General features: G+C 49.8%; 20 protein-coding genes. 14 read left to right on the forward strand and 6 right to left on the reverse strand.

The annotated features are described in order from the left end of the window. Positions 1-173: 173 nt before the first annotated feature. From EL633_RS15945 to EL633_RS16000, 12 genes are all read left to right on the forward strand, one after another. On the forward strand, positions 174-1,262 hold the full coding sequence (locus tag EL633_RS15945) for a thiamine pyrophosphate-dependent dehydrogenase E1 component subunit alpha (protein ID WP_126628131.1): 1,089 nt from the start codon (positions 174-176) through the stop codon (positions 1,260-1,262). After that, on the forward strand, positions 1,259-2,248 hold the full coding sequence (locus EL633_RS15950; RefSeq protein WP_126628132.1) for an alpha-ketoacid dehydrogenase subunit beta: 990 nt from the start codon (positions 1,259-1,261) through the stop codon (positions 2,246-2,248). Before EL633_RS15945 ends, EL633_RS15950 begins: the two co-directional genes overlap by 4 nt. Before the next feature lie 84 nt (positions 2,249-2,332). Further along, positions 2,333-3,688: a dihydrolipoamide acetyltransferase family protein gene (locus EL633_RS15955; RefSeq protein ID WP_126628133.1), complete on the forward strand. Its 1,356-nt coding sequence runs from the start codon at positions 2,333-2,335 to the stop codon at positions 3,686-3,688. A 361-nt stretch (positions 3,689-4,049) separates the two neighbouring features. Continuing rightward, complete coding sequence (gene lipA, locus EL633_RS15960) at positions 4,050-4,949, forward strand: lipoyl synthase (protein ID WP_126628134.1); 900 nt, start codon at positions 4,050-4,052, stop codon at positions 4,947-4,949. Positions 4,950-4,959: 10 nt separating this feature from the next. Beyond that, positions 4,960-5,763 carry an alpha/beta fold hydrolase gene (locus EL633_RS15965; RefSeq protein WP_126628135.1) on the forward strand — a complete coding sequence of 268 codons (804 nt, stop codon included), beginning with the start codon at positions 4,960-4,962 and terminating at the stop codon, positions 5,761-5,763. Between the two features lie 43 nt (positions 5,764-5,806). After that, entirely contained in the window at positions 5,807-6,223 is a 417-nt protein-coding gene (locus EL633_RS15970) for a response regulator transcription factor (RefSeq protein WP_126628136.1), read from the forward strand. 265 nt (positions 6,224-6,488) lie between these two features. Then, positions 6,489-8,090 carry a DUF1800 domain-containing protein gene (locus EL633_RS15975; RefSeq protein WP_126628137.1) on the forward strand — a complete coding sequence of 534 codons (1,602 nt, stop codon included), beginning with the start codon at positions 6,489-6,491 and terminating at the stop codon, positions 8,088-8,090. 54 nt (positions 8,091-8,144) lie between these two features. Further along, positions 8,145-9,407, forward strand: coding sequence for a DUF1501 domain-containing protein (locus tag EL633_RS15980; protein WP_126628138.1), 1,263 nt, complete (start codon positions 8,145-8,147; stop codon positions 9,405-9,407). Between the two features lie 558 nt (positions 9,408-9,965). Beyond that, on the forward strand, positions 9,966-12,278 hold the full coding sequence (locus EL633_RS15985; RefSeq protein ID WP_126628139.1) for an ATP-binding protein: 2,313 nt from the start codon (positions 9,966-9,968) through the stop codon (positions 12,276-12,278). 6 nt (positions 12,279-12,284) lie between these two features. After that, positions 12,285-12,740, forward strand: a complete 456-nt coding sequence (locus tag EL633_RS15990; RefSeq protein WP_126628140.1) for a response regulator — start codon at positions 12,285-12,287, stop codon at positions 12,738-12,740. Between the two features lie 2 nt (positions 12,741-12,742). Further along, the gene (locus EL633_RS15995; RefSeq protein ID WP_126628141.1) at positions 12,743-13,861 is read left to right on the forward strand and encodes a hybrid sensor histidine kinase/response regulator; all 1,119 of its coding nucleotides are present in this window, start codon (positions 12,743-12,745) and stop codon (positions 13,859-13,861) included. A gap of 157 nt (positions 13,862-14,018) precedes the next feature. Then, positions 14,019-15,935, forward strand: coding sequence for a hybrid sensor histidine kinase/response regulator (locus tag EL633_RS16000; protein ID WP_126628142.1), 1,917 nt, complete (start codon positions 14,019-14,021; stop codon positions 15,933-15,935). A gap of 65 nt (positions 15,936-16,000) precedes the next feature. On the opposite strand, the gene EL633_RS16005 is transcribed toward EL633_RS16000, so the two are convergent. The 5 genes from EL633_RS16005 to EL633_RS16025 all read right to left on the reverse strand — a co-directional run bounded on the left by EL633_RS16005 (position 16,001) and on the right by EL633_RS16025 (position 21,344). Further along, the gene (locus EL633_RS16005) at positions 16,001-16,513 is read right to left on the reverse strand and encodes a hypothetical protein (protein ID WP_126628143.1); all 513 of its coding nucleotides are present in this window, start codon (positions 16,511-16,513) and stop codon (positions 16,001-16,003) included. A 149-nt stretch (positions 16,514-16,662) separates the two neighbouring features. After that, on the reverse strand, positions 16,663-18,240 hold the full coding sequence (gene mctP / locus EL633_RS16010; protein WP_126628144.1) for a monocarboxylate uptake permease MctP: 1,578 nt from the start codon (positions 18,238-18,240) through the stop codon (positions 16,663-16,665). A 93-nt stretch (positions 18,241-18,333) separates the two neighbouring features. Beyond that, positions 18,334-18,534: a DUF3311 domain-containing protein gene (locus EL633_RS16015; protein WP_126628145.1), complete on the reverse strand. Its 201-nt coding sequence runs from the start codon at positions 18,532-18,534 to the stop codon at positions 18,334-18,336. Between the two features lie 174 nt (positions 18,535-18,708). Continuing rightward, entirely contained in the window at positions 18,709-19,656 is a 948-nt protein-coding gene (locus tag EL633_RS16020; RefSeq protein WP_126628146.1) for a hypothetical protein, read from the reverse strand. Between the two features lie 404 nt (positions 19,657-20,060). Further along, positions 20,061-21,344, reverse strand: a complete 1,284-nt coding sequence (locus EL633_RS16025) for a hypothetical protein (RefSeq protein ID WP_126628147.1) — start codon at positions 21,342-21,344, stop codon at positions 20,061-20,063. A gap of 376 nt (positions 21,345-21,720) precedes the next feature. Here EL633_RS16025 and EL633_RS16030 point away from each other — a divergent pair, with 376 nt between their 5' ends. Further along, complete coding sequence (locus EL633_RS16030; RefSeq protein ID WP_161982181.1) at positions 21,721-22,545, forward strand: HD-GYP domain-containing protein; 825 nt, start codon at positions 21,721-21,723, stop codon at positions 22,543-22,545. Here the strand turns inward: EL633_RS16030 and EL633_RS16035 are convergent. Beyond that, on the reverse strand, positions 22,448-23,626 hold the full coding sequence (locus tag EL633_RS16035; RefSeq protein ID WP_126628149.1) for a sigma-70 family RNA polymerase sigma factor: 1,179 nt from the start codon (positions 23,624-23,626) through the stop codon (positions 22,448-22,450). The two genes, EL633_RS16030 and EL633_RS16035, sit on opposite strands and share 98 nt — an antisense overlap. Positions 23,627-24,066: 440 nt before the next feature. Here EL633_RS16035 and EL633_RS16040 point away from each other — a divergent pair, with 440 nt between their 5' ends. Then, entirely contained in the window at positions 24,067-24,699 is a 633-nt protein-coding gene (locus EL633_RS16040; RefSeq protein WP_126628150.1) for a hypothetical protein, read from the forward strand. Positions 24,700-25,122: the final 423 nt, after the last annotated feature.

A 25,122-nucleotide genomic window follows, 5' to 3' on the forward strand; every position in this document is an offset into this window, starting at 1 on the left:
GACAGGCGTCGATAATACATACTATAGAAATCTCCATGTGGTAAAGTGTACAATGAGAACAAATAACAGCGAGCAAGAGGTAAAAGAACAGCATTGCCGCAATCTTGACACCTCTTCTAATCGCATGTTAGCATGAACGAAAATGCACCTGAGACAGAAAAGGATGGGTGATTATGGAACTGGAGCGGGCAAACCTGCTACAGATCTACCGTTTTATGCGCCTCACCCGCGTTCTGGAAGACCGCATCCGTACACTCTTCTTACAAGGGCGTATTGTGGGTGGCGTCTATACAGCGCAAGGGCATGAGGCCACTACCGTCGGGGCAGCGATGACGCTTCACGATGGGGACTGCATTGTTCCGCAGCACAGGGATCTAGGGATGCATATTGTACGCGGTATCTCGCCTCGTAGTATTATGTGTCAATGGCTCGCTCGTGGTAACTCCCCCACCTTAGGTCGTGATGGTCAAATGCATATCGGTGATATGCATGCAGGCGTTGTCCCAATGATCAGTATGTTGGGAGAATCACTGCCAGTGGCATGTGGTGTCGCATTAACCATGAAAATGCGTCAACGTTCGGGTGTGGTCCTCGCCTCCTGTGGAGACGGCGCGACCAATACCGGTTCCTTTCATGAAGCACTCAATTTTGCTTCCGTGCAAAAATTGCCACTCGTGCTTGTGATTGAGAACAACGGGTATGCCTATTCAACTCCAACCTCTAAGCAATTCGCTATTCAGGATCTTGCCGATCGTGCGGTCGCCTATGGAATACCAGGGCAGAGCGTTGATGGCAATGATGTACTGGCGGTGATTGAGGCCATTGGAGAGGCAGTCGAACATGCACGTAGCGGCCAGGGACCTGCGCTCGTGGAATGTAAAACGTTCCGAGTGCGCGGTCACTCCGAAGCGGATAAGGCCGACTACGTACCAGAAGAACTACGCGCTGAATGGCTTGAGAAAGATCCTATTCGGCGTTTTAGCGCATATTTATCCCAACACGACATCTTGACGGAAAGTATAAACGCGCAGATCGAAGCAGACATTAAAAATATTGTGAATGACGCTGTAAGCTTTGCTGAAAGCAGTCCTGATCCGGATGGGGCAACGGTTTCAGACTATGTTTTTGCCCCGGACGGACCAATAGCAATCGTTGGCGAACCAGATGCGGACGATCCTCACTATATCAATGCATTCGATAGCCGTACCGGTCAGCCGTTTTCCGCCGTGCGCAAGGCAGAGGAGGCCGTTGGACGACGATGAATGATAGAAAAGTAACCTACTTAGAGGCAATCGGTCAGGCCATCCGTGAAGAGATGCTGCGTGACGAGGCCGTGTTTCTCCTGGGCGAGGATGTGGGTTCGTATGGTGGGGCATTCAAGGTGAGCGCGGGCTTGATCGATGAATTTGGAGCTGAGCGGGTCATTGATACCCCGATGTCTGAAGCGGCCATTATTGGCTCCGCGGTCGGTTCGGCCTTGATGGGCATGCGACCCATCGCGGAGATGCAGTTTATCGATTTTATTACCTGTGGCTTTGACCAGATCATCAATATGGCCTCAAAAATGTATTGGCGCGTAGGCATGCCGGTACCGATGGTGGTACGTGGCCCCTCAGGCGGCGGGACCAAAGGTGGACCATTCCACTCTTCAAGTCCAGAGGCCTGGTTCTTCCATTCGCCGGGCATGAAAGTCGTCGTGCCATCTACCACCTATGACGCCAAGGGCATGCTCAAGGCCGCGATTCGTGATAACAATCCGGTCCTCTACTTAGAGCACAAATTGCTCTACCGCATGCCTGAACTACGCGAGGAACTGCCCACCGAGGACTATATTGTCCCCCTTGGCAAAGCCATCGTGCGCCGTGAGGGCGAGGACATGACCATCCTGACCTATGGTGCCATGGTCCATCAATGCCTGAAGGCCGCTAAGATCTTAGAGGAGTCCGATGACCTGGAAGTAGAGGTCCTGGACCTGCGTAGTCTATCTCCCCTGGATCGTGAAGCCATCATGGAATCGGTCAAGCGCACCAACAAGGTTCTGATCGTGCACGAGGATACCCTGACCGGTGGCATTGGCGCCGAGCTTTCCGCTATCCTCTCGCAGGACTTATTTGAATATCTGGATGGTCCCATTACCCGCGTTGCTGCACCTGATGTGCCGTTCCCTTATGCGCCTCAACTAGAGGCTGCATTCCTGCCCAATGCAGACAAAATTCTTGTAGCCGCCAGAGCATTGGCCGCTTACTAATACTAGAGGTACTATTTTTATGCGCTATTCTTTTGTATGGCTTCTATGCCCATGCATTCATACCATAGACGAAGGGATGTATTTATGCCAACTTCAGTAAAGATGCCACGCCTGGGTGAATCGGTGGCTGAAGGCACCATCGGTGCCTGGTTAAAGCAGGAAGGTGATGTGATTGAGCGTGATGAATCACTCGCTGAAGTGATTACCGATAAAATTAATGCTGAACTTCCCTCACCTGTGGCGGGACGCCTGGTGAAAATCCTGGTCCAGGTAGATGAGACGGTGCCGGTTGGTACCGAGATTGCTGTGATTGAAGAGAGCTCCGATGTGGCTCCCGCAAGCCATCCCGCTGGTCCCGATGCGGCCCCGGTTGAGACGGTACAGGAAGCCAGAACTCCCATAGCCGAGCCACAATATGCTGCGAGTGCCAGCCATGCGAATGGTGCGGTAGAGCAGGCAGCCAGGAAAGAGGATGAGGAGCGCCAACGCATCTCTCCGCTGGCCCGCCGTCTGGCCCGTGAACATGGCATCGATCTTAACGAGATTACCGGAACCGGAGCCGGCGGTCGTGTGCGCAAAGAAGATATCCTGTCCTATGTGGATCAGCGCCAGAGCGCCAGCGCACCCGTCAGCTATACTCCCGCCGCCACCGTTGCTCCTGTGAAACCAGCGCCAGCACCATCTCAGCCTGTTCAGGCGGCGGCACCCATGATCGCCTCCAGTGAGTCCACCGAGGCCGGTGACGAGGTTATTGTCCCGAGCCGTATGCGTATGGCCATCGCCGAGCATATGGTGCGCAGCAAACGCACCTCGCCCCATGCCACCACTGTCGTCGAGGTCGACATGACCAACATTACCCGCTGGCTGGCGAAAAACAAAGAAGAGTTCAAGCGCCGTGAGGGCTATGGCATCAGCTACGTCCCGTTTGTGATGAAGGCAGTCTGTGAAGGCATTCGTAAATTCCCTATCATCAACTCCACCTGGACTGAAGATAATAAAATTATTATCAAGCGCCATATCAACCTGGGCATGGCTGTCTCCACCGACACAGGACTGGTAGTACCGACCATTTATGATGCCGATCAATTTACCCTGGCTGGCCTGGCCAAACAGGTGAATGCGCTCGCGCAACGTGCTCGTAGCAATAAATTAACCATCCAGGATATGCAAAATAGTACGTTTGTAGTGAATAATCCTGGCGTATTTGGTACAATTATATCTATGCCAATTATCAATCAACCTCATGCTGGTATTCTTAGTATGGATGCGGTCGTGAAACGGCCTGTAGTAATTGAGGATGATGCTATCGCTGTACGTTCGATGATGTTTCTCTGTTTGTCATTTGACCATCGCCTCCTGGATGGTGCTGGTGCCGGTGGATTCTTGCAAGCTGTACGCACCAAATTACAAAGCTATGGACGTGACATCGACGTATACTAGTTATACCAGGTATGACTGTACAGACAAATAAAAGAGAACGGCAGTAATGAGTGATCCCAGATTTTTGAAAAATCTGAAAAATAGGTTCCTCACTTCTCATGCGGAGGGTGCAGGAGGGCGGCGAGCCCTTCTGCCGGGGTGCGGGGTGTCCCCGCAAACTCCCCTTTCTCTCTTTTTGCGCGCCGCCGCAGGCGGCGCGAGAGGGAGAAAGAATGAGCGGGGACGTCATGCCCCCAGCATGCCTGCCCCGCACCCTGGCAGGGAGGACCCTGCACCCCTGTTTTTAAGAACTTTTTCAAAAGTTGAGGATCACTGATTACGGCTGTCATACTGTTGCAGATCTAGAGCAAGGAAATTTTCCATGACGACCATTATCCCAGAGCGCCGTCCCGAGTGGTTACGCGTGCGTGCCCCCAAGGGAGAGAATTATCAAGAACTCAAGCAACTGATGCGCGGTCAATCGCTGCATACGGTGTGTGAAGAGGCTCGTTGTCCAAATATTGGTGAATGTTGGGGTCACAAGACCGCGACATTTATGATCCTGGGTCGAGTCTGTACCCGAAGCTGTGGCTTTTGTGCGGTTGAAACTGGCCGCCCAATGGGACTGGACTGGGAGGAGCCGAAGCGTGTGGCTGAGGCGGTGCAGCAGATGGGTTTGCGTCATGCGGTCGTTACTTCGGTGAACCGCGATGAGCTCAAAGATGGCGGCGCCGGCGTCTTCGCTTCCACGATCCGCTGGATCCGTCGCTTGAATCCTGAGTGTAAGGTTGAGGTACTGACCCCGGATTTCAAAGGTTCGGCCGACGCTTTACGTGTAGTAATGGACGCCAAACCAGATATTTTTAACCATAACGTAGAGACGATCCCCCGTTTGTACAAGCAGGTTCGTCCTCAGGCCGTCTATCTGCGTTCCTTGCAGGTACTCAAACTGGCCAAAGAGATGTATCCTGGCACCCGTACAAAGTCTGGCTTTATGCTAGGTCTGGGTGAGACCTGGGACGAGATCCTTGAAGTCATGCGCGACATGCGCGAGTACGACATCGATATCCTGACCATTGGTCAATATCTACGCCCATCATTCCAGCACCTGCCCATTCAGCGGTATGCATCCCTGGAAGAATTTGCCGCCTTAAAGGCTGAAGGCAAGAAACTAGGCTTCCGCCACGTTGAGTCTGGTCCCTTTGTGCGTAGTTCATACCACGCACACGAACAGGCCGACGGAGCTACAGATACCGCTACAGATGGAGCTACAAAGGAATAGGTAGGAAGATATGGCGCTGAAAGCAAGCATAAACTCCGTGGATCTAGCCTATGAAGATCATGGCATCGGAATGCCTGTCCTATTATTACATGCATTTCCGTTAAATCATAGTATGTGGGATGAACAGATCACCGCCCTACTCAATGAGCAGCGTTATCGTCTGGTCGCGCCAGATTTCCGTGGCTTTGGTGAGAGCGGTATCAACAATGACATCTCAACCATGGACCTCTTTGCTGACGACCTGGCGGCGTTAATGGACGCCCTGGGCATGCAACAGGCGGTCCTCTGTGGTCTCTCCATGGGAGGATATGCTGCTTTCGCGTTTTATCATAAATACCCACATCGTGTTGGAGGCCTGATTCTAGCGGATACCCAGGCAGGCGCGGACAATGAGGAGGTGCGAGCCACACGGGAAAAGGTTGCTCTGATGGCGGTGCAGCAAGGTCCCGATGCTGTGGCTGACCTACAACTACCGCGTCTGATCACTGCATCCACACGTGCCAATATGCCTGAAGTAGAGACAAGGATTCGGCAAATGATCCTGGCGGCACAGCCCTCGGGTATTGCCGCCGCGGCGCGTGGTATGGCTACACGCGCCGACTTCACCGCTATGCTGGACACCATTACCTGTCCCACGCTGGTGATTGCTGGTGAACACGATCTACCGACGCCGCCCGCTGTAGCCCAGGCCTATGCACAACGTATTCCCGGTGCGCAATTTGCCGTCATACCCGGAGCCGGTCATCTCTCCAACCTGGAGCGACCGGACGCCTTCCAGCAATTAATTACTACATTTCTACGTAGCAACTTTTAAATCGTACCTGTTGCATTATCAATCGCATCTATAAGGGGGAAGCATGCTCCAGCCGGAGTTTCCCGATCAGAATCGCTTGCCAGTCGTACTCGTGGTCGATGACAATCCCGCGATCAGGGATATGGTATCCTGGGCACTGGAACTAGATGGTTATGAACCAGTTGTGGCGGCCGAAGGACAGGAGGCCCTGGATTGGGTCAAGAATGCCGCCCGTGAGGGTCGCTATCCCTCTGTCATCTTGCTTGACCTGTCCATGCCAGGTATGGATGGATCAACCTTTCTCGCACGCCTACAGGAATACTGGCATAGTACGTCCCACGCTTTTCCGCTACCCGCAGTTGTCGTGATTACCGCTAGATCGGGCAACATCGAGCTCAATGATTCAAGTGTTGAGCGCATAATTGTCAAACCCTTCCACGTCCGTGATCTCCTGGACGCCGTGCGTGTACTCATCAACTAATCTTCACCCTTTCCGTCCAGCCGGAAAAAAAGAGCAAATCATTATCCCATCTTGACTTTTCCTTAATAACTTTCTGCTACAATTCCCTACAGATAACACAGAAGAAGTAAAGTAAAATAAAATACATATATACATTCTGGTATCTTTGTATTTCTCTCTACCTATATATCACTCTGTCAGCCCTTTAATCGTCTGAGCTACCCCTGACGTGAATAAGCGGAGTAGCATTCACGATTGTATTGCAATAACCCTTGAGGAGTTTGTAATGGATATACACGACCAACCGACTGAGCCATGGATGAATAGGGATAATGAACCAACCAACGTTGTGCCGGGAACGGTGGTTACTCCTCCCTCCAAATCCGGACGTATCTCGCGCCGTGCCCTCTTTACCGGATTGGCTGGAGCCGGGGCGGCTGTAGCGGTAGGGGGAGTTGCCCTGGCTGAATGGCAACAGCAGTCCCATTCCAGTACTAATGCGATTCCTGGTTCGCAGTCTGGCTCTGCCGCCAATGCGCGGATCGGACATCTCCTACGCCGTACCGGCTTTGGCGTCCATCCCGATGATCTGGCTTCCTACACTAGCCTTGGCTATGAGGGTGCGGTCAATAAATTGTTGAATTATCAGCAGGTCTCTGATCAGGCTTTAGAGCAACGCTTAACTACTGCCAAACTGGACCTGAATAAGGCTCCCAGTCAGCAGCAGTGGTGGTTGCTACGCATGGCTGGTACTCAGCGTCCTTTACAGGAAAAAATGACGCTTTTCTGGCATGGCGTGCTGACGACCAATTATCAGAAGATTGGTGGCCCCAGCGTCTATACGCGTATGATTGTACAGAATAACTTTTTACGCACCCATGCCTTTGATACTTTTGATAATATCTTGCTGGGCATTACCAGTGATCCCGCCATGCTTTTCTATCTGGACCTGACGCGTAGTCGCAAAAACGCACCCAATGAGAATTATGCCCGTGAACTCATGGAGCTCTTTACCCTTGGCATCGGCCACTATACTCAGGCGGATGTTACGGCGGCGGCGGCGGCTCTGACCGGCTGGCATACTAAAGGTGGAACTTCAGTCGCACAGTACAATCCGCGTGATCATAGCAATAAAGAGGTAACCTTCCTGGGCCACACGGGTCAGCTGAACTATAAAGATGTCATCCAGATTCTCGCCAATCATCCGGCCGCCGCCGCATTTCTGTGTCGCAAGTTGTTTACGTTTTTTGCCTATGAAAATCCTAGCAATGACGATCTGGCTCCGTTGATCGACACATATAATAAGAGCAATCATAATGTGGGTGCGGTCATGAAAACCCTGTTGCTCTCCCCACAATTTACATCTGACAAAGCCTATCGTGCCCGTGTGAAGTCACCAACCGAGTTTGTGGTTGGCTCTTATCGGGCGCTGGACGCTCAAACCTCTGGGAAAGAGTTGCCCGCCCAGACCACGATTCTGGGCCAGACCATCTTTGGGCCTCCCAACGTTGCTGGTTGGCCAGGAGATAAAGTTAGCGCCACCTGGCTCAACGGAGGCACCTGGCTTTCGCGCCTGAACTACCTGAACCTCTTGATCGCTGGCGGTCGTAGCCGCACCTCGGTCTACAAGCCCTTTGATGTTCAGGCCGCTATCGAAAAATATAAAATCGACACGCCAGAGACGTTTGTGACCCATTTTTCCAGTTTCCTCCTGGATGGTGTGCTTGATGAGCAACGCAAAGCGCAACTGGTCAGCTACTTTACCACTCCTGATCCACATTCGCGTAAGGGAAATGTGACACTCAGCAACGGAAAAAGCTATCCCTTAAGTAAAGTTCGAGGTACCCTCTATCTGCTGATGGCCTCGCCAGAATACCAGTTGAATTAAGTTCCCGGCCAGACCGGTCTGAGATGAGTCCTTTGAGAAGGGAAAAAGAGAGATATGAAACTTTCGCGTAGAGCCATGATCAAAGATGGCATGCTGGTAGTGTCCGCGGGCATGGTGATGCCGGCAATTTTTAGTCGCGGTGTGGCTTCGGCCAATGCCCTTAGCCAGCAGGGTGAGCGCATCGCTCAGGTTGGCAATGACCATACCCTGATTGTTGTACAGTTAGCGGGCGGTAACGATGGGCTCAATACTGTCGTGCCCTACGCCGATGGTACCTATTATCAGAAGCGCCCAACTATTGGTCTGAAGGCCGACAAAGTTTTGCGTTTAGATGATCGTCTGGGTTTGCATCCAAACATGGCCCCGCTCAAAGGTTTATGGGATCAAGGGCATCTGGCCATCGTTGAGGGCGTTGGCTATGAAAATTCCAGCCTCTCGCACTTCCAGGCCATGGATGTCTGGCAGACCTTAGATACCACCGGCAACGGCAATGAAGGCTGGCTGGGCCGCTTAGTCGCAGGCATGGTTGATAAAGACGGCCATCCATTCAAGTCTATGGATATTGGTACCCAGACGGCGCGCGCCCTTTCCTCCATCAGTGCGTCAGTACCAACTTTGACCACTCCCCAGGCCTATCGCCTCACCACAGATCCCAGTGAGTCCGATGGTGGAAACGCCCGCCTGCAAGCCCTATTGAAACTGTACAACACCTATCCTCGTTCCTCACCGTATGCGGCGTTACTGGACACCACCGCCATCAATGCCAATGAAGGTGGAAAACAACTCCAGCAGGCCGAAGCCGCCTATAAAGCCGCCGTCACCTATCCCCAGGGTCCATTTGCTACTGGACTCAAAACCTTAGCCGAAGCTATCGTCCAGAACCTTGGCCTGCGTGTCGGTTATGTTACCCTGGGAGGTTTTGACACCCATGCGGGCCAGACCACAACCCATGATGGCCTGATGAAAACCCTATCCGAGGGCCTCTTAGCCTTCTACACCGATCTCCAAAAGCACGGCAAGGCCGATAACGTCGTCATCATGACCTGGTCCGAATTTGGTCGGCGCGTAGAAGAAAACGGTAGCCTGGGTACCGATCACGGAACGGCCGCCCCACTCTTCGTCCTCGGCAATGGTGTCAAAAAAGGCATCTATGGTGAGCCACCAGACCTCAAGCAACTGGATCCCAACGGCAACTTGAAATATACCACCGATTTCCGTTCCATCTACTCCACCGTCCTTGATCGTTGGATGGGAGCCTCCTCCAAAGACGTCCTCAAAGGCACCTATCCCAACCAGAACTTCCTACCCACCATATAGCCATACTTTAGCCGAGACCGGCCTGACTTTCCTGGAGGCCGAGACCAGCCTCCAGGAGAGTCAGGCCGGTCTCGGCCTCTCAACCACCAGCTTCTCTTCTATGCTCTGCTTCGCAGAGCCAAAAATTTATGTGTTGTTGCGGCAAATTGTGGGCATTGCCCACAATTTGCCGCAACAACACATAAATTTTATGGTGGATGCCGCAGGCATCCACTAGTCCTGAAGAGTTACCCGGCAACCATTATTTCATGTGTGGAGTATTGTGGTGCGCGGGCCGCGCACCACAATACTCCACACCCCCAACCTGGCGCAGCAGGCGCCAAAAAGGGAAATTACATAGCCCGGTATAGGGCCTACACACTTGAGATTTAGGCCAAATTGTGATAAATAACATAGAGAAATCAGTGCCACTATATGGAGAAAGCGGGGTGCAGGGGTGGCAGCCCATGACGGAGCACGAGGTGTCCTTGCAACCCTCTCCCCACACCCTTCCCTTAGAAAGAGGGAGAGCCTTTAAAAGCGCAAACGTATACATAATTCTAGAGATAATGGATGAGTATGAATCAGTTTAATAAGGACTATCCCATAGACGTAAAAAATCCAACTAAAATTATTGATCTTACAAACTGTGAGCGTGAACCGATTCATATTCCAGGCTCTATTCAGCCACATGGTGTTTTGTTTGTGCTCAATATCCCTTCACTCCAGATCACACAGGTGAGCAATAACACACAGGATCTATTGGGTATCGCTCCTGAACGGCTATTACAGCAGGATCTGGCAGCGTTTCTTCCAGCCGAGCAGATTACTGAACTCAGGGATGCCCTCCAATTAGCCGAGGTTGAAGCGGCCAATCCATTATTGATTACTCCCCAGATTGGTCATGGAGAGGAGCAGGCCTTTGATGGTGTTATCCATCGTGTAGTTGGTCATGAACAGGAATTACTCCTGTTAGAACTGGAAGTTGCGCCAGATAAGCACAAACTGCATGTCCCCAATTTTTATCAAATTATGCGTACCTCGACCACTGTCCTCCAGGGCGCATCCAGTTTATTTGATCTGTGCCAGTTCTCGGCCGAGGCCGTGCGCAAGTTAACCGGCTTTGATCGCATCATGATCTATCGCTTTCACGAAGATTGGCATGGTGAAGTGATCGCCGAAGCCCGTAACGAGGACATGGAACCCTATCTCGGTTTGCACTATCCCGCTTCGGATATTCCCAGTCAGGCACGCGAACTGTATCGCCATAACTGGCTCCGTTTAATTGCTGATGTTGCCTATCAGCCGGCCGCGATCATTCCAACCGACAGTCCTCTAACACAGCATCCCCTCAACTTGAGCTCCGCAGTTTTGCGCAGCGTCTCGCCGATGCATATTCAATATTTGAAAAACATGGGTGTGGCAGCCTCTATGTCGATCTCTATCCTCAAAGACAATCAGCTCTGGGGCCTGATCTCCTGCCACCATAACCAACCAAAATTTGTCCCTTATACTATTCGAGCCGCCTGTGAATTTCTGGGTCAACTGCTCTCTCTGCAGATTGTTGCCCGTGAAGACGTGGATGACTATGCATATGAGATGAAGATCAAAGATAGACAGGCTCAGGTACTGGCAGCTATGCGGGGTGAGCACGGCCATTATCAACAATTGTTAGAACGCCCACAACAATTGCTGCAATTGGTTGGCGCGCAGGGAGCGGCCTTCTTTTTTGATGATAGCTATACCGCTGTCGGTAAGGCTCCGGATGCAACGGATGGTAGACGTATCGTTGCATGGCTGCAATCCAATATTCATGCTGATATCTTTGTGACAGACTCTTTGTCCCGTCACTGGCCTGAAGCGGAGCAACTCAAAGAACGCGCAAGCGGCTTGCTGGCAATTTCTATTCCCTCATTACAGTCCAGTTATGTTCTCTGGTTTCGGCCAGAAGTAATCCATGAAGTCACCTGGGGCGGTGACCCCCATAAACCAGTACAAACGCAAGAGGGAAGTCCTGTCCTGCATCCACGTACCTCCTTCGCCTCCTGGAGTGAGACCGTGAACTTGCAGTCGCAGCCATGGAAAGCCGTGGAAGTAGATGCGGCCCGCGCCATCAGGAGCGCCATCATCGACCGTGTCCTGCAGGACCTCGTAGAGCAGCGCGCTCGTGACTTGCAGGAGATGAATAAGTTCCTGGCTGATAGCAACGAGGAGTTGGATGCGTTTGCTTATATTGTCTCGCACGACTTAAAAGAACCGTTGCGCGGCATTACGAATTATGTTCATATCCTGAAAGAGGATTATGCCGAATATCTGGATGCAGAAGGTGTGGGCCGCTTAAATACACTGCTCCATTTGACCCAACGCCTGGATATTCTGATTGATTCCCTCTTACATTATTCACGGGTGGGTCGTGTAAACCTCGCCTTTGCGCAGACAGACCTGAATGCTGTGCTAGAAAACGCGCTGGCAATGGTGCAAAATAGGATTCAGGAAAAGCAGATGATTATTCGCATTCCCCGTCCCCTGCCCACTGTCTGGTGCGATCGCGCTCGTATTGGAGAAATTTTTACGAACCTGATTAGCAATGCATTAAAATATAATGACAAGCCAGACAAGTGGATTGAGATAGGTTATCAGCAGTCAGCCGCAGATCCACAAGCGCCTCTGGTCTTTTATGTGCGCGATAATGGTATTGGTATTCGTGACAGGTATTTTGATCTCATCTTTCAGATTTTTAAGCGCTTGCATGGTCGCGATAAATTCGATGGTGGCGCCGGTGCAGGTTTAACTATTGTGAAACGTATTGTTGAGCGGCACGGAGGAAAGATCTGGCTCGAGTCGACCTATGGGGAAGGGACGACATTCTACTTTACCTTGCAGGAGGGATAGATGCATATGCTTAACCGTTCAGATTATCCTATACTTATTGTAGAAGATACTGATGAAGATTTTGAGATGATACAGTGGGCGCTCAAGAAGTTGTCGATTAAAACTCCCATATATCGCTGTGAGGATGGAGATGAAGCGTTGGACTTTCTTTCTCATCGAGGGAAATATGAAGATAGAGCGTTATCTCCTCGCCCCGCGTTGATCTTGCTGGATTTGAACTTGATCCTGCTCAATGGACAGGAGGTCTTGACCCAGATCAAACTTGATGACGAGCTTAAGATGATTCCGGTTATCATCTGGACCACTTCAGACGATCCCAAAGATATTGATATCTGTTTTAAGCAGGGGGCTAACAGCTATATCCTCAAGCCAATGTCGTCTGACGAAGTCTTGCAGGCCGTTGATCTGCTCAATCAATACTGGTTCGGGGTGGTCAAGCTTCCTGGCGTGGCAGAGATGTAAGCATGGCGGAGAAGAACCCTACAATTTGTATTATTGATGATAATCCAGTTGATCGTGAAGTTTTTCGCCGCTATCTGCTGCAAGATACCCGCTATCACTATCAATTTTATGAAGAGGAGACGGGTGAAGAGGGTATTGCGCTTTGTCGGCGGGTACAGCCTGATTGTATTTTGTTGGATTATACGTTGCCTGATATTAATGGGCTGGAATTTTTAGCCGGGTTAGTAGATAGCTCCGGTTCCATTCCTTTTGCGGTAATTATGCTGGCAGGTATGGGCGATGAATCTATTGCGTTACAGGCGATGAAGAGTGGGGCACAGGATTATCTGGTGAAGAATGAGATGACACCCGGTAATCTGTTTCGTGCTATCCATAATGCCATTGAACGCTCAACTATGCGTCGCACGCTGGAGAAGCATCAGCAAGATCTAGAGCAGAAAAATCAGGAAATCCAGGCGTTTGCATATGCGCTGGCCCATGATTTGCGTGCCCCCTTACGTGCGATTACAGGTTTCTCCCAGATCGTTGCGCAAGATTATAAAGACGCACTGGATGCCGATGGCCGCCATTATGTTGATAATATTGTTGATGCCTGCACCCAGATGGATCGCTTGATCGATGATCTGTTAAGTTATACACGCATCGAGCACCGTGCGATCCACTACAAACCGGTGGCGTTGGGTTATCTCGTGCAACAAATCATTGAGAATATGGCTGAGCGCATCAATCAAGCGCAGGCCCTGATCACCGTTGCTGAAGATCTGCCAATGGTCTATGGTGATACTACCCTGATCAACCAGATTTTCGTCAATCTGATCGATAACGCCCTGGTATATCGGAAACCTGATGACCAGACCAGGTTGAGTTTAAGTTGGTACCAGGACGGCGATTTTGCGGTCGTACGTCTGGCTGATAATGGTATAGGTATCGCTCCTAAACACTATGAGAGGATCTTTAATCTATTTCAGCGACTGCATGGTGATGAATTGTATCCCGGCACCGGTATTGGTCTGGCTATTGTCAAAAAGGCCACCGACCTGCTGGGTGGACATGTTTGGGTTGAATCCACCCCTGGTGAAGGCAGTACATTTTTTGTGAAATTACCCATGAATATATCGTAGAACCGTTTTTTTGTGAGCATATGAGAAACTCTTCTGCTTGTGAAACCAATGACTTCATATCAGAGTATAATTTTGTAATGGATGGTTGTGGTTACCTGTAGATCAGAGCGCATGATATACGTTGTATGAGCACAAACAATTATGTTGGAGTTAGCCTGTGAGGTTTCTTATAGTTGATGATAGTACCAATGATCGTGAACTTGTTGTACGGAGACTGAAAAGAGAGTTTCCGGACGTGGATTATGTGGAAGTGGGCTGTGAAGCAGATCTGAATGTGGCGATTATTCGCGATCACTTTGATATTGTGCTGACTGACTATCAATTGAATTGGGCGAATGGTTTACAGATTCTGAAGATCGTCAAGCAGCGCTATCCAGATGTTCCTGTGCTGATGGTGACCGGAACCGGTAGTGAAGAGATTGCTGTTGAAGGCCTACGTTCTGGCTTGAGCAATTATATTCTGAAAAGCCATCTAGAGCGTCTGCCTCAGGCTGTGCACGAAAGCTTAGAGAAGGAGCGCTTGCAAAAGCAATACGATGAAGCCATTTTGCAGTTGCGCAATTCAGAAGAACGTTATCGAGAAATCTTTGAACAGGGTCTCACAGGTATTTTTGTATGCACATCTCAAGGAAAGCTCCTCACATGTAATCCTGCCTTTGCGCATATCTTTGGCTTTTCCTCAGAAGAGGAGGCCTTGCAGACCAACATGTCCTCACTCTATCCATCTCCAACCGGTTATCAGGACTTCCTTTCTCTATTGGAACACAAAAAGCGGCTTGAATATCACGAACTTGATATGGTGCAGCGTGATGGTACGCCCATCTATATTGTTGAGAATGTGGTAGGCACATTTGATGAGCAGGACAAACTGGTAGAGATCAAAGGCTATATTTTTGATACCACTGAACGTAGAAAATTAGCCGATCAACTGCAACAGGCGCAGCGGTTAGAGAGTGTAGGACTTCTGGTCAGCGGTATTGCGCATGATTTTAATAATATGCTGGGTGGCATTCTTGGCTATACCAGTCGTGGCCTCAGTCGGGTGACGCCGAGCCATCCTCTCTACGATAACTTACATCATATTCAGGAAATCGCGAATCGGGCCGCGAAGATGACCCATCAGTTGCTGGCCTTTTCACGGCGTCAGGTATTGGAGCCGAGAGATGTAAATCTCAATGGTGTCGTCGAAAGCCTGCTCAGTCTCTTTGGCAAAATACTGGCGGATCACATTGAGATTGAGTTTTTGCCGGAGCCAGATTTGCAGATCGTCCATGTGGATTATGCTCAGATCGAGCAGGTCCTGATGAACCTCTGTGTTAATGCCCACGATGCCATGCCCGATGGTGGCACACTCGTTATTAAGACCGCCAATGTTCCATATGAAGAGGCGTATCTGCACAGCCGTGGTCAATTGGAGCGCGCCGATTATGTTTTGATCACTATCCAGGATGATGGCATTGGCATGGATGAGCAGACCAGGGCGCATATCTTTGAACCTTTTTTTACCACTAAAGAGATTGGAAAGGGAACTGGCCTGGGTCTCTCGATGGTCCATGGTATTATTGGTCAGCATAATGGCTTCATCGATGTAAAAAGTGCGCCCGGCCAGGGCACAGAGTTTTCGATTTATCTTCCCACCATCGGCAGTCATATCGTTGAATATTCACCAATCAATGATACTAACGCTGTACCGCCAGCGGTACGCGGAGGGGATGAAATGGTGATGGTGGTAGAGGATGATCCAGATCTGCGCTGTCTGATGGAAGAAGCTCTGGCGGAATATGGCTATACAGTGATGAGCGCAGCCGATGGGGTAGAAGGGCTGAAAATCTTTCAGGAACATCAGGGCGAGATCGCTCTGGTTGTCTCAGATCTGGTGACACCCAGAATGAAAGGGAAAGAGCTTTATGACGCTATCCATCTTATCAATGAAGATATCAAATTTCTCTTTGTCAGTGGTTATCAAGCCAACCAGATCAGTCAGAACTTTGTCTTAGACAAAGGTTTTGCTTTCTTGCAGAAGCCATTTGATCTGGATGAGTTGGCCGCCAAAGTTCGCGAGATTCTTGATTAGCCTTCCAATACGACAAATATATGTGTGGCCTCATGCTTATAGACAAAGATGAGGCCACACATATATTAATCCTCTTCATAACTGGCCCCGATGCGCTCAATACGATTTTGCACCTCGTAAAGTGCCTCTAGCCGTGGTGTTGCTACCTGGTCGCTTTCCGCCAGACCAGTTTGAATGAGCTCTTCGACCTGGAGATAATATTCGACCATCAAGCGTTCGCTGACCGTTGTGTGATTAACACAGTCTTCTAGCATATCATCCGCCTCTTCATACGCGGCCATGCGTTCCTGTGCCTGTTGAAAGGCGTTTTGTTTGATCTGTAATTGCTCCTGCTGCTCCTGATAGGCGCGGCGTCGTAAATGCGCCGTCTCGCTGCTCACCTGCAGATCCTGCAAATCCAGCGCTGCCGTACCCATATCTAGATTGGCTTCCTTCTCTTTGCGCTTTAGCCATGAACGCATAGCATGTAAACGCACCAATGGATTGGCACTTTCTGGTAAACGTAAATCATCAGCCGCAAGCAAATCATCACTACCGATTTTATCCTCTTGTTCAAACAGTTCGTCGTCAAAGTCCATTCGATGCTTTTCCTTCTTTTTGATACAACGTTTTGATGTAATCGTAGCATAGTTTTGCAAGGTCTTTCCAGATGTGATTTTGTTGATCGCCACGAAAAAGAAAGATACCAGGTTCATCCGGTATCTTTCTAGACGATTAAACACGTATTTTATTGCAAAGCTTGTTTTACGAGTTCAGGACTCTCAACCGGCGCTTGCTCCTCTTCGTAATCAGTTGTCCTGGTGATATCGTTGCCATTAGCCAGGCCAAGCGCTTTGAATATGGGAGTCAGGACTACCGCGAGTAGCAGGTTGAGTAGCAGTACCGAGACAGCGGTGTAGATGGGGATATTGAGAATGGCCATGGTAGGTTTATTGCCAGCGACAATAAACATTGTTGTGCCTGCGATCATACTTACCGCCCAGGCGACTAACAATGCCCAGCGATTAAACCATCTGGTGTAGAGTCCCAGGAAAACTGAGGGGAGCGTCTGAAGGATCCAGATGCCTCCTAGCAATTGAAAGTAGACGACCTGGGCTGGATTGATGATGACGATAAAAAGTAACGCGCCAAATTTTAACAGCAGTGAGGAGATTTTAGCCGCCTGGGCCTCTTCGCGATCACTAGCGGCGGGCCGGAAATATTCTTTGTAGATGTTGCGCGTGAACAGGTTAGCGGCGGCAATTGACATCACGGCCGCTGGTACCAGGGCTCCAATGGAGAGTGCCGCAAAGGTAAAGCCAGCAAACCACGGAGGGAAGATCGCATTAATCAAAGCAGGGACCGCGCTGTTATTGCCAAAGCCTCCAAATGGCTTAATCTTTTCCGCAATCGCCATATATCCCAGCAATGCAAGAAAGCCCAGCATCAGTGAATAAATGGGTAACAGGGCGGCATTGCGTTTGACAACTCTGGTACTGTTACTGCTCAGTACGCCGGTTAATGAGTGGGGATAGAGGAAGAGCGCCAGTGCTGAACCCAGTGCCAGGGTTGAGTAGGCAATGGCCTGATTGGCGGGAATGATATCAAAAAAGGTTTTTGGATTTGCCAGCGCCTTCTGGTGCGCTGCATCGAAGATGGGACCAAAGCCATGGAAATGGGTAGGAATGATGGCGATAATGGCGAAGAGTACAATAAAGATCATCACATCCTTCACCAGAGCGATCATCGCCGGGGCACGCAGTCCACTTGTATATGTGTAGGCTGCCAGAATGACAAAGGCAATCAGCAGCGGCACATCGACCTGGAAGCCTAGTAGCGGGACAGTAATAGGAATTCCCAAAGCCGCGAGTGAAATTTGGATGCCATACATCTGCAACGCTATATATGGCATGGTCGCCAGAATGCCGGTAAAGGCGATGGCCAGGGCCAGACTTTTACTACCGAAGCGATCTTTGACAAAGTCTGAGGCCGTCACATAGCCGCGTTGCTTACAGACCGACCAGAATCTTGGCATCAACACAAAGACGAGTGGATAGACGATGACGGTATAAGGAATAGCAAAGAAACCTGAGACGACGCCGGCGCCATACATCGCGGCGGGAATAGCAATAAAGGTGTAGGCGGTATAGAGATCTCCACCCAGTAAAAACCAGGTAACAACGGTACCAAAACGTCGGCCTGCCAGGCCCCATTCGTGTAATAGATTAAGATCACCTTGCCGCCAGCGTGCCGCGACGAAGCCCAGCACCGTAACAACCACGAAAAAAAAGCAAAACACAGCAATCGCTGTAGCGTCTAATTTCATCGGAGATTCTCCCTTATCTAAAAGATTGCCAGAAGTCGTGTTTGCCAGCGCATTACGGCTTTATCTGGCTTGCAGGCGAATGCGGAACGTATATCAAGCTCCGACAAAGTAGACAAAGGCAGTAATAATAGACGTGATAATAATCCACAGCATCTGATACCAGTAGAAGAAAGGCATCCCAAACAGTGGTGGCTGTAGCGAGTTGTAAAAGGGTGGTATCAGTAAGAAGATGTAGGGGATGATCAATAGCAGCAGGATCCAACGACGTTTTTTTCTGACGGGGCGAGTTACCATACAAATGCTCCTTTGCTCTGTCCAATGGAAAACCAGCCAAAACAGGATTCACCAGCCCTTGAGAAATGCCCGAACCGCATGATAGGTAATTCTGCATGTGTAGCAAGCATTAGAGTGGCTTATGTTAAGACTACGGTATTCAACATCAATTGTCAATTGATATTTGAATACAGACTAAATGCTACAAAGGAGTCCCAGGTCGTATTGGGCAGCCAGTTTGATGATTTGCAGAAAGATACTTGCATGTTCTGGCAGCACTTCATCAATGGTGCGTATATCCCGCATAGACTGTCGATGCAAGCGAAATAGTGCATAATCCTGACGCGCCTGGATAGGATCTGGTGGTTGTACATGCTGCAGACAAGTGGCAAGTTGGCTGGTTTCGGCTGGTGTCAGGTAGCCAATATAGTTCTCATAGGGTTCACCCGAGCGGTATCCAAATGGCATACTTCGGCGTCCGCACGCCAGTAGTTCAAAAAGCGCCATCGCCCGCACCGAAATACCGGCCAGCCAGCCTCGCAAATGTAACGTGGTAGGCTGACGACCAATCTCAACGCCCGCTAACTCTGTATAATTGTCAGTACTTAACAGGTCTGGTGGTGATTGGACAGTGTGATTTTTTACTTCGAGTGCCAGCGTATTTAAGTTGACTGAATGGAGTAGGGCTATAAAATCCGCCTGTTTTGTTTCGTCCATGAATTGTCCAGACGGCTTTGTAGCGGGTTCCTGAGCATCAGAAAATCCCAATGGAACCAGACAATATTCCTCGACCAGAGCCCCCCAGATTGCGCGCAGCGTGTCAGCATTTTGATAAAGTCGGGGCGCATGTCTATGCACATAGAGATCGCTCACCTCAGTAAAATCGGTTGCGCTACATAATAGCTGGTATGCGTGCCGTGTCTGTGAGCCCTGTGGTAATTGCTTCACCAAAGTCTGGGCCCGTGTCCAGGTACAGAGTGGAAGCATCGCAGGTGGAAGAAATTGTTCTTCACGCGCGCAACGTGTCTCCGTGTAAAGTTGATAGAGTGAGGATTCATTACCATCGCCGAGCCACTGTTTAAAAGCCGGCATTATGCGCTCAGCATATGTATCCCAATCAAAACCATGCAGGCGTACTATCATGCACCCATCCCCTACTTATCATCCATATCCTCGGCATATCTTATCCTTTTACATAATACTGCTATTTTTCTCTATCTCCAAATGCCTAGTGCTAGAGTACCATCAGCTCATATCGTGATCATCTCTTACAATGCAACTACCGCCATGTTATGAGTCATCCCAGATTTTTGAAAAATCTAAAAATGGGTTCCACTCTTCTCATGCGGGAGGTGCAGGAGGGCGGTGAGCCCTTCTGCCGGGGTGCAGGGTGTCCCCGCAAAACCCTCTTTTTCTCTTTTGGCACGCCGCCTGCGGCGGCACGAGAGGGAGAAAGAATGAGCGGGAACACCCCGCACCCCGGCAGGGAGGGCCCTGCACCCCGGTTTTAGGAACTTTTGAAAAAGTCAGGGATGACTCATAACCTTTTAGGAGAGGAACGAATCGTCTGGTGTGTTATTTGTTCCTTCAGAACTCTGGTCTGGAAGTGCATACAGACCCATTTGTGCCTGACGCATAATCGTTTCCAGAACTGGATCATCCTGCACATTTGGTGCAACCAGCGGAGAGAAAGAGATTGGTGTCTCTCTCTCTTTCCCAGAAGCATCCCGCTGGATGCCATTATTCCCTTTTCGTTCAGGCAGTATTTGTGAGAGATCGAAGTTGTCTAAGGGCAATGGACTCATATCGCTGGTACTGATAGGATTTTTCTGCGTCGCGGCTGTTACCTGCTGTGGTAAGGCCGAGGTAATGGGACGCAGATCACTAGGCATATAACCTGGTTCAGCTGCCGCCGATGCAATCGCTTGCTGCGGGCCGGTGACCATAGGTGGTGGTGGTGTAGGTGTAATCGCCTGCTGAGGGCCAGTGAACATCGGTGGTGGTAGTGGTGTAGGAGGCGTCATCTTATGGGTACTGGTGGGCATGGCAATAGCTGGTCCAACGGTCTGGGCCATATTCATTTGCATTGGACTGGCAAATGCTGCCTGTTGGGGCTCCGCTCCAGGCAAGGCAAAGGAAGCATTAGGATCAGGACGATTAAGCCAGGCGGCTCCTCCGGCTGTCGCTCTTGGGAAACGTGAGTAGGCGCGTGGTTGGGATTTGGGTTTGCGTAAAAACATAAAGCTAATCAGACCCACAATCAGCAATAGAAAAACAGTACCACCGATTGCCAAAGGGACCAGCGCTCCACTCATGCCACTCCCCTGTGTTGTTGCTGGATCCGCCACATGCCCACCTCCAATGGCCGGGGTAGCGGTTGGCGTTACCCCGGCTTCAGGCGTTGGGGTAGCAGTCGGTTTTGGCGTAGCAGACGCTTTTTGGGTTGGCGTAACGGTTGGTATCACATTCCCACCGGTTCCCGCATCTACTGGAGGTGCCGTTGGTTGCACTGGAACCGTTGGAGGTATCACCGTTGGAACCTGTGTAGGAACAGGTTTTTGAGTAGGAACAGCCGTAGGAGGCACTGGCGTAGCCGTAGGCGGCACGGGAGTAGCAGTGGGCGGTACTGGAGTATCCGTCGGCGGCACTGGTGTTGGTGTATCAGTTGGCGTTGGATCCATGATTGCCAGGGTTGATGTAGCAATAGTTGTCGGGGCGAAAAGGGTAGCATGGGCATGGGTTTGTACAATTATGAGATTTAATCCAATAAAAAAGATGAATACGCTACCGATTATTGCCCTCTTGAGCTGCTTTAATACTTTTTTTTTCATACTTCTATTCACTTACATCAATCTCCCAGCAGATTTGTGCTGTTTTCTGAGCTTGCCTCTCCACTCTTGTATCATCGTGGTGGAGTAGAATTTATAGGGCGCTTTTGCGTTGAAAAACACGGATCGAATCAAGTGTAGATGGACTCTCTATGTATCGTCAAGCCGACAGAAAAATGTACTAGTATCTATCTATTCTTGCCGGATTTGACTGCGATCTCTACACATGATTAACCTTAAAGGAAGTGTGTGTCGCATGCCTCTACTTCTTCTTGTTTCATTGTAATTTATTGTGTAACAGAGAGCCAGTTTTGGCGTAGTAATAAATATGAAAGTTATCGCATCTTTAGCCGCCCACCTCAAAGAAGGAGTAGGGAATATGCTCATGAACGGCACGGCTACTTTGCGTTGCAAGGATTTTCTGCAGTATAACATTGGTCATTCATTAGAGCGCTATGGGTGCACCAGTACTTTGTACCATAAGGATGATAGTATTGCCACGGAGAATCTCGCCTATCTTTTATATGCTATGGAGATGGCGGTGATGGATACACTGGCAGTCTGGTGTGATTTTGCCACCAACATGCATGCCCAGCGTGTGGTACGTTTAGCCGAGGCAGTCGGCACAGAACTGCAGCTATCCAGGCACGACCTGATGGTATTACGTCTGGCGGCATTATTGCATGATATTGGCAAAGTTGCTATTCCTCCTGCTATCCTGCATAAGCAAGGTCCACTTGACTCGCAAGAATGGACACTCATCCGTTTACATCCAGAAATGGGTTGGAACATACTCCAGGGCGCGGGAGCGATCCTGGAGCAGGTGGCCTCATTAGTGATTGCCCATCACGAGGCCTGGAATGGCAGCGGCTATCCCAGGGGTCTGTACAAAACAGATATCCCCTTTTTAGCACGCATCCTGACCGTAGTAGATTCCTACGATGCGATGGTTTCCGACCGTGTGTATGGGAAACCGCTGCCTATTTTAAGTGCTTGCCAGGAGCTAGTTCAATGTGCTAGCCACCAATATGACCCTCAGATTGTACTGGCTTTTCTATCTGTACTGTTTGGTAAAAAAACCACACAACAGCATGGATACACTATGTTCAGGCGTAATCCCGTAATAAATGCACCTGAACTGGCTGACGAAGAGTGCGTAAGGCTTTTACTTCAATCTGCCGAATACGTTCGCGTGTCAGCTTAAAGTAACTGCTAAGCTCTTCCAGGGTGTGGCAGTAGCCATCCTGCAATCCATAGCGTAACTCAATCACCTGTCTTTCACGCTGGCTTAAGATCTCAAGCGAGCGTGAGATTTGATCACGCAAGACCTGATGGGTTACGATATCGGCGGGGGCCGCGGCATGTGGATCCTCGATGACATCGGCAAGGTGATACTGCTCGTCGTCGCTGAGGGGTGCATCTAGCGAGATCGGAGCTTCGGACATACTTTGAAGTTCTACCACACGTTCCTTGGTCAGATGCAAGGCCTGAGCGATCTCCTCTGGAAATGGATCACGACCCAGTTCTTGATAGAGTTGGCGGGTGATGCGCTTCATCTTATAGATGAGCTCAACAACGTGGACCGGAATATGAATAGTCCTGGTATGTTCCGCTACGGCTCTACTGATTGCTTGCCTGATCCACCAGGTGGCATAGGTACTAAAACGAAAACCACGGACAGGATCAAACTTCTGGGCCGCTCGAATCAAGCCTAGATTTCCTTCTTGAATTAAATCAAGTAGCGAGACACCATGGTTATTGTAGCGTTTAGCGATGCTGACAACCAGACGCAGGTTAGCCTCAACCAGATGCTGCTGGGCTCTCATCTCCCCTGCAATGATGCGTCTGGCCAACTGCATCTCCTGCTCCGCCGATAAAAGTGGATAGCGGCCAATTTCCGCCAGGTATTGGCGAATAGCGTTTTCCGCCTCCAAATCCCCTTCTTCAATCTCTTCTTCCTCATCTACATATTCCTCAGCTTCACTGTAGCTTGAATCGCCATAAGTGGTGGTATTTTTCCCTTTTCTGGTCTCATTCTCAGCTTTATTTGATAACGGGGAAGATTGTTTTTTAGCGTCCATGGTAGTGGCATAATAAGTCATATTTTCATCATTGGTTGGATTATTTCTTTTCCTTTTCTTAGACGTGAGTGTGCTGGTGTGAGTCGTTGGTGTTTTGAGATCTCCCTTTGTATAAGAGAGTCCAGTCCTTTCTGTTGCTTCATATGACGGTACTTCGGTAGGGCCGCTAGAAAGTGTTTGCATGTTTCTGGTTATGGCTACCATATACCTACTCCTCCTTAAACCTCAAATCCCATTCCACAATTTGGTAACCGGAGAGATACGTTGCGTGTGTCTGAATAAACAATAGCTTGTCCATGAATTTTTACGAACATAATCCCCCTCATATACTACTACTGCAAGATATGTGCCAATATAGAGGTGTAGAGATGTACGCGCTTCCGGCCACGTTCTATGGGGTAAATGAGCATTAATGGGGAACATAAAGGGAGATTTGGCACCTGAACATGCCGAAATTTTTTCCAGGCCCTGAGGATTTTTACGCAGCGTTCCATAGCCAGCAGGAGAAATTTTATGGCTTTATTTCTTTCCTCTTTGACTTCATTATACTCCGACTAAAAAGGATTGGATTGCCGTTTATTTGCACAGAAGGATGATGCGAAAAATCATGTGTACGTATATTCAATAGAGCGGGAAGAAAAAATATGGCGAAGTCGATCCATTCTACAAATAGAGAATTACGCGCGTATGGTGGACATTTTCTGGTTGGTGATTATAGCCCTGCCCGCAGGTCGCCAAAGTTACCGACGATTCCTGCTCGCGCCTCGGCGCATCCAGCAGCGGTGGTGAAAATACATCCGCGTTATCCTCGTGGGGCGGGAATGTTAGCACAAGCTGATATGACCCGTGTTCCCACCATGCCACAGACACGGGCGGTCTGGGAATATGAGACACCCCACTACGCGGCCTCTAGTAGTTTATCTGCGTTGACCCTGGCAATTACTGATACAGTAGCTAGTATGCGACCGGCGAGCCAATCTGTGCAGTTTCAGCAGGAGACACAGGAGGAACCACAGGTCGCTCCTCAATACTCTATTGTCGAACGTTTACGCAGACACGATTACGCGGAATTTGATACTGTGCCGCCATTGATCACGTCTCCATTAAAGGCATGGTCAGCCAGTCCCCATCCGCTTGAGGGCGTGCGTTGCTGGTTATTACATCCAGGTCGCCTGGAGTTCCTGATCTGGTTCCTCGGTACGCTCCTCTTAATCTGTTTTACGGTCATTTTTATGTTATTGCTTTTATCGAATCTTGGCTACCTTACGTTTCATTAATAGCCGCTGTATTCACCGCTCTCTATTTTTTGTTCATAAGGATTAGAAGCTGGAATTCTTACATTTTGCGCTATCAATGCCGCTGCTATGAATAATTCATACCACTGCTATATCCCCCGACCTTTCAGAGTATTGCGTAAGCCAGGACAGAAAGCATAAGAGGCGCTATTAGCTCTTCCCGGCATGGTAAAGGAGCATCGCGTCTGGCTGCCTTGCTATCCGCCCTGCGAGCGCTTCACTTGTCGTGCTTCTATCTGGTGAAGCGAGTCATAAGGGTCAGGCGTTCTTTGAGAGAGGATTGTATAGAGAGAAACTGTAAACACGCTTCTGGTGAGCCATGAGTGACGGCATCAGATGCTATGCACATCTGGGGGGGAATCTCGACGCGTATGAGCCAACGTGATACAATTCTTTGCATTAGTG

Origin of the sequence: Dictyobacter alpinus, assembly GCF_003967575.1 — a bacterium.
Taxonomy (GTDB): domain Bacteria; phylum Chloroflexota; class Ktedonobacteria; order Ktedonobacterales; family Ktedonobacteraceae; genus Dictyobacter; species Dictyobacter alpinus.

Coding starts and splice junctions, on each gene's coding strand:
- EL633_RS15945 (WP_126628131.1), top strand. CDS start 174: ATGGAACTGGAGCGGGCAAACCTGCTACAGATCTACCGTTTTATGCGC.
- EL633_RS15950 (WP_126628132.1), top strand. CDS start 1,259: ATGAATGATAGAAAAGTAACCTACTTAGAGGCAATCGGTCAGGCCATC.
- EL633_RS15955 (WP_126628133.1), top strand. CDS start 2,333: ATGCCAACTTCAGTAAAGATGCCACGCCTGGGTGAATCGGTGGCTGAA.
- lipA (WP_126628134.1), top strand. CDS start 4,050: ATGACGACCATTATCCCAGAGCGCCGTCCCGAGTGGTTACGCGTGCGT.
- EL633_RS15965 (WP_126628135.1), top strand. CDS start 4,960: ATGGCGCTGAAAGCAAGCATAAACTCCGTGGATCTAGCCTATGAAGAT.
- EL633_RS15970 (WP_126628136.1), top strand. CDS start 5,807: ATGCTCCAGCCGGAGTTTCCCGATCAGAATCGCTTGCCAGTCGTACTC.
- EL633_RS15975 (WP_126628137.1), top strand. CDS start 6,489: ATGGATATACACGACCAACCGACTGAGCCATGGATGAATAGGGATAAT.
- EL633_RS15980 (WP_126628138.1), top strand. CDS start 8,145: ATGAAACTTTCGCGTAGAGCCATGATCAAAGATGGCATGCTGGTAGTG.
- EL633_RS15985 (WP_126628139.1), top strand. CDS start 9,966: ATGAATCAGTTTAATAAGGACTATCCCATAGACGTAAAAAATCCAACT.
- EL633_RS15990 (WP_126628140.1), top strand. CDS start 12,285: ATGCTTAACCGTTCAGATTATCCTATACTTATTGTAGAAGATACTGAT.
- EL633_RS15995 (WP_126628141.1), top strand. CDS start 12,743: ATGGCGGAGAAGAACCCTACAATTTGTATTATTGATGATAATCCAGTT.
- EL633_RS16005 (WP_126628143.1), bottom strand. CDS start 16,513: ATGGACTTTGACGACGAACTGTTTGAACAAGAGGATAAAATCGGTAGT.
- mctP (WP_126628144.1), bottom strand. CDS start 18,240: ATGAAATTAGACGCTACAGCGATTGCTGTGTTTTGCTTTTTTTTCGTG.
- EL633_RS16015 (WP_126628145.1), bottom strand. CDS start 18,534: ATGGTAACTCGCCCCGTCAGAAAAAAACGTCGTTGGATCCTGCTGCTA.
- EL633_RS16020 (WP_126628146.1), bottom strand. CDS start 19,656: ATGATAGTACGCCTGCATGGTTTTGATTGGGATACATATGCTGAGCGC.
- EL633_RS16025 (WP_126628147.1), bottom strand. CDS start 21,344: ATGAAAAAAAAAGTATTAAAGCAGCTCAAGAGGGCAATAATCGGTAGC.
- EL633_RS16030 (WP_161982181.1), top strand. CDS start 21,721: ATGCTCATGAACGGCACGGCTACTTTGCGTTGCAAGGATTTTCTGCAG.
- EL633_RS16035 (WP_126628149.1), bottom strand. CDS start 23,626: ATGGTAGCCATAACCAGAAACATGCAAACACTTTCTAGCGGCCCTACC.
- EL633_RS16040 (WP_126628150.1), top strand. CDS start 24,067: ATGGCGAAGTCGATCCATTCTACAAATAGAGAATTACGCGCGTATGGT.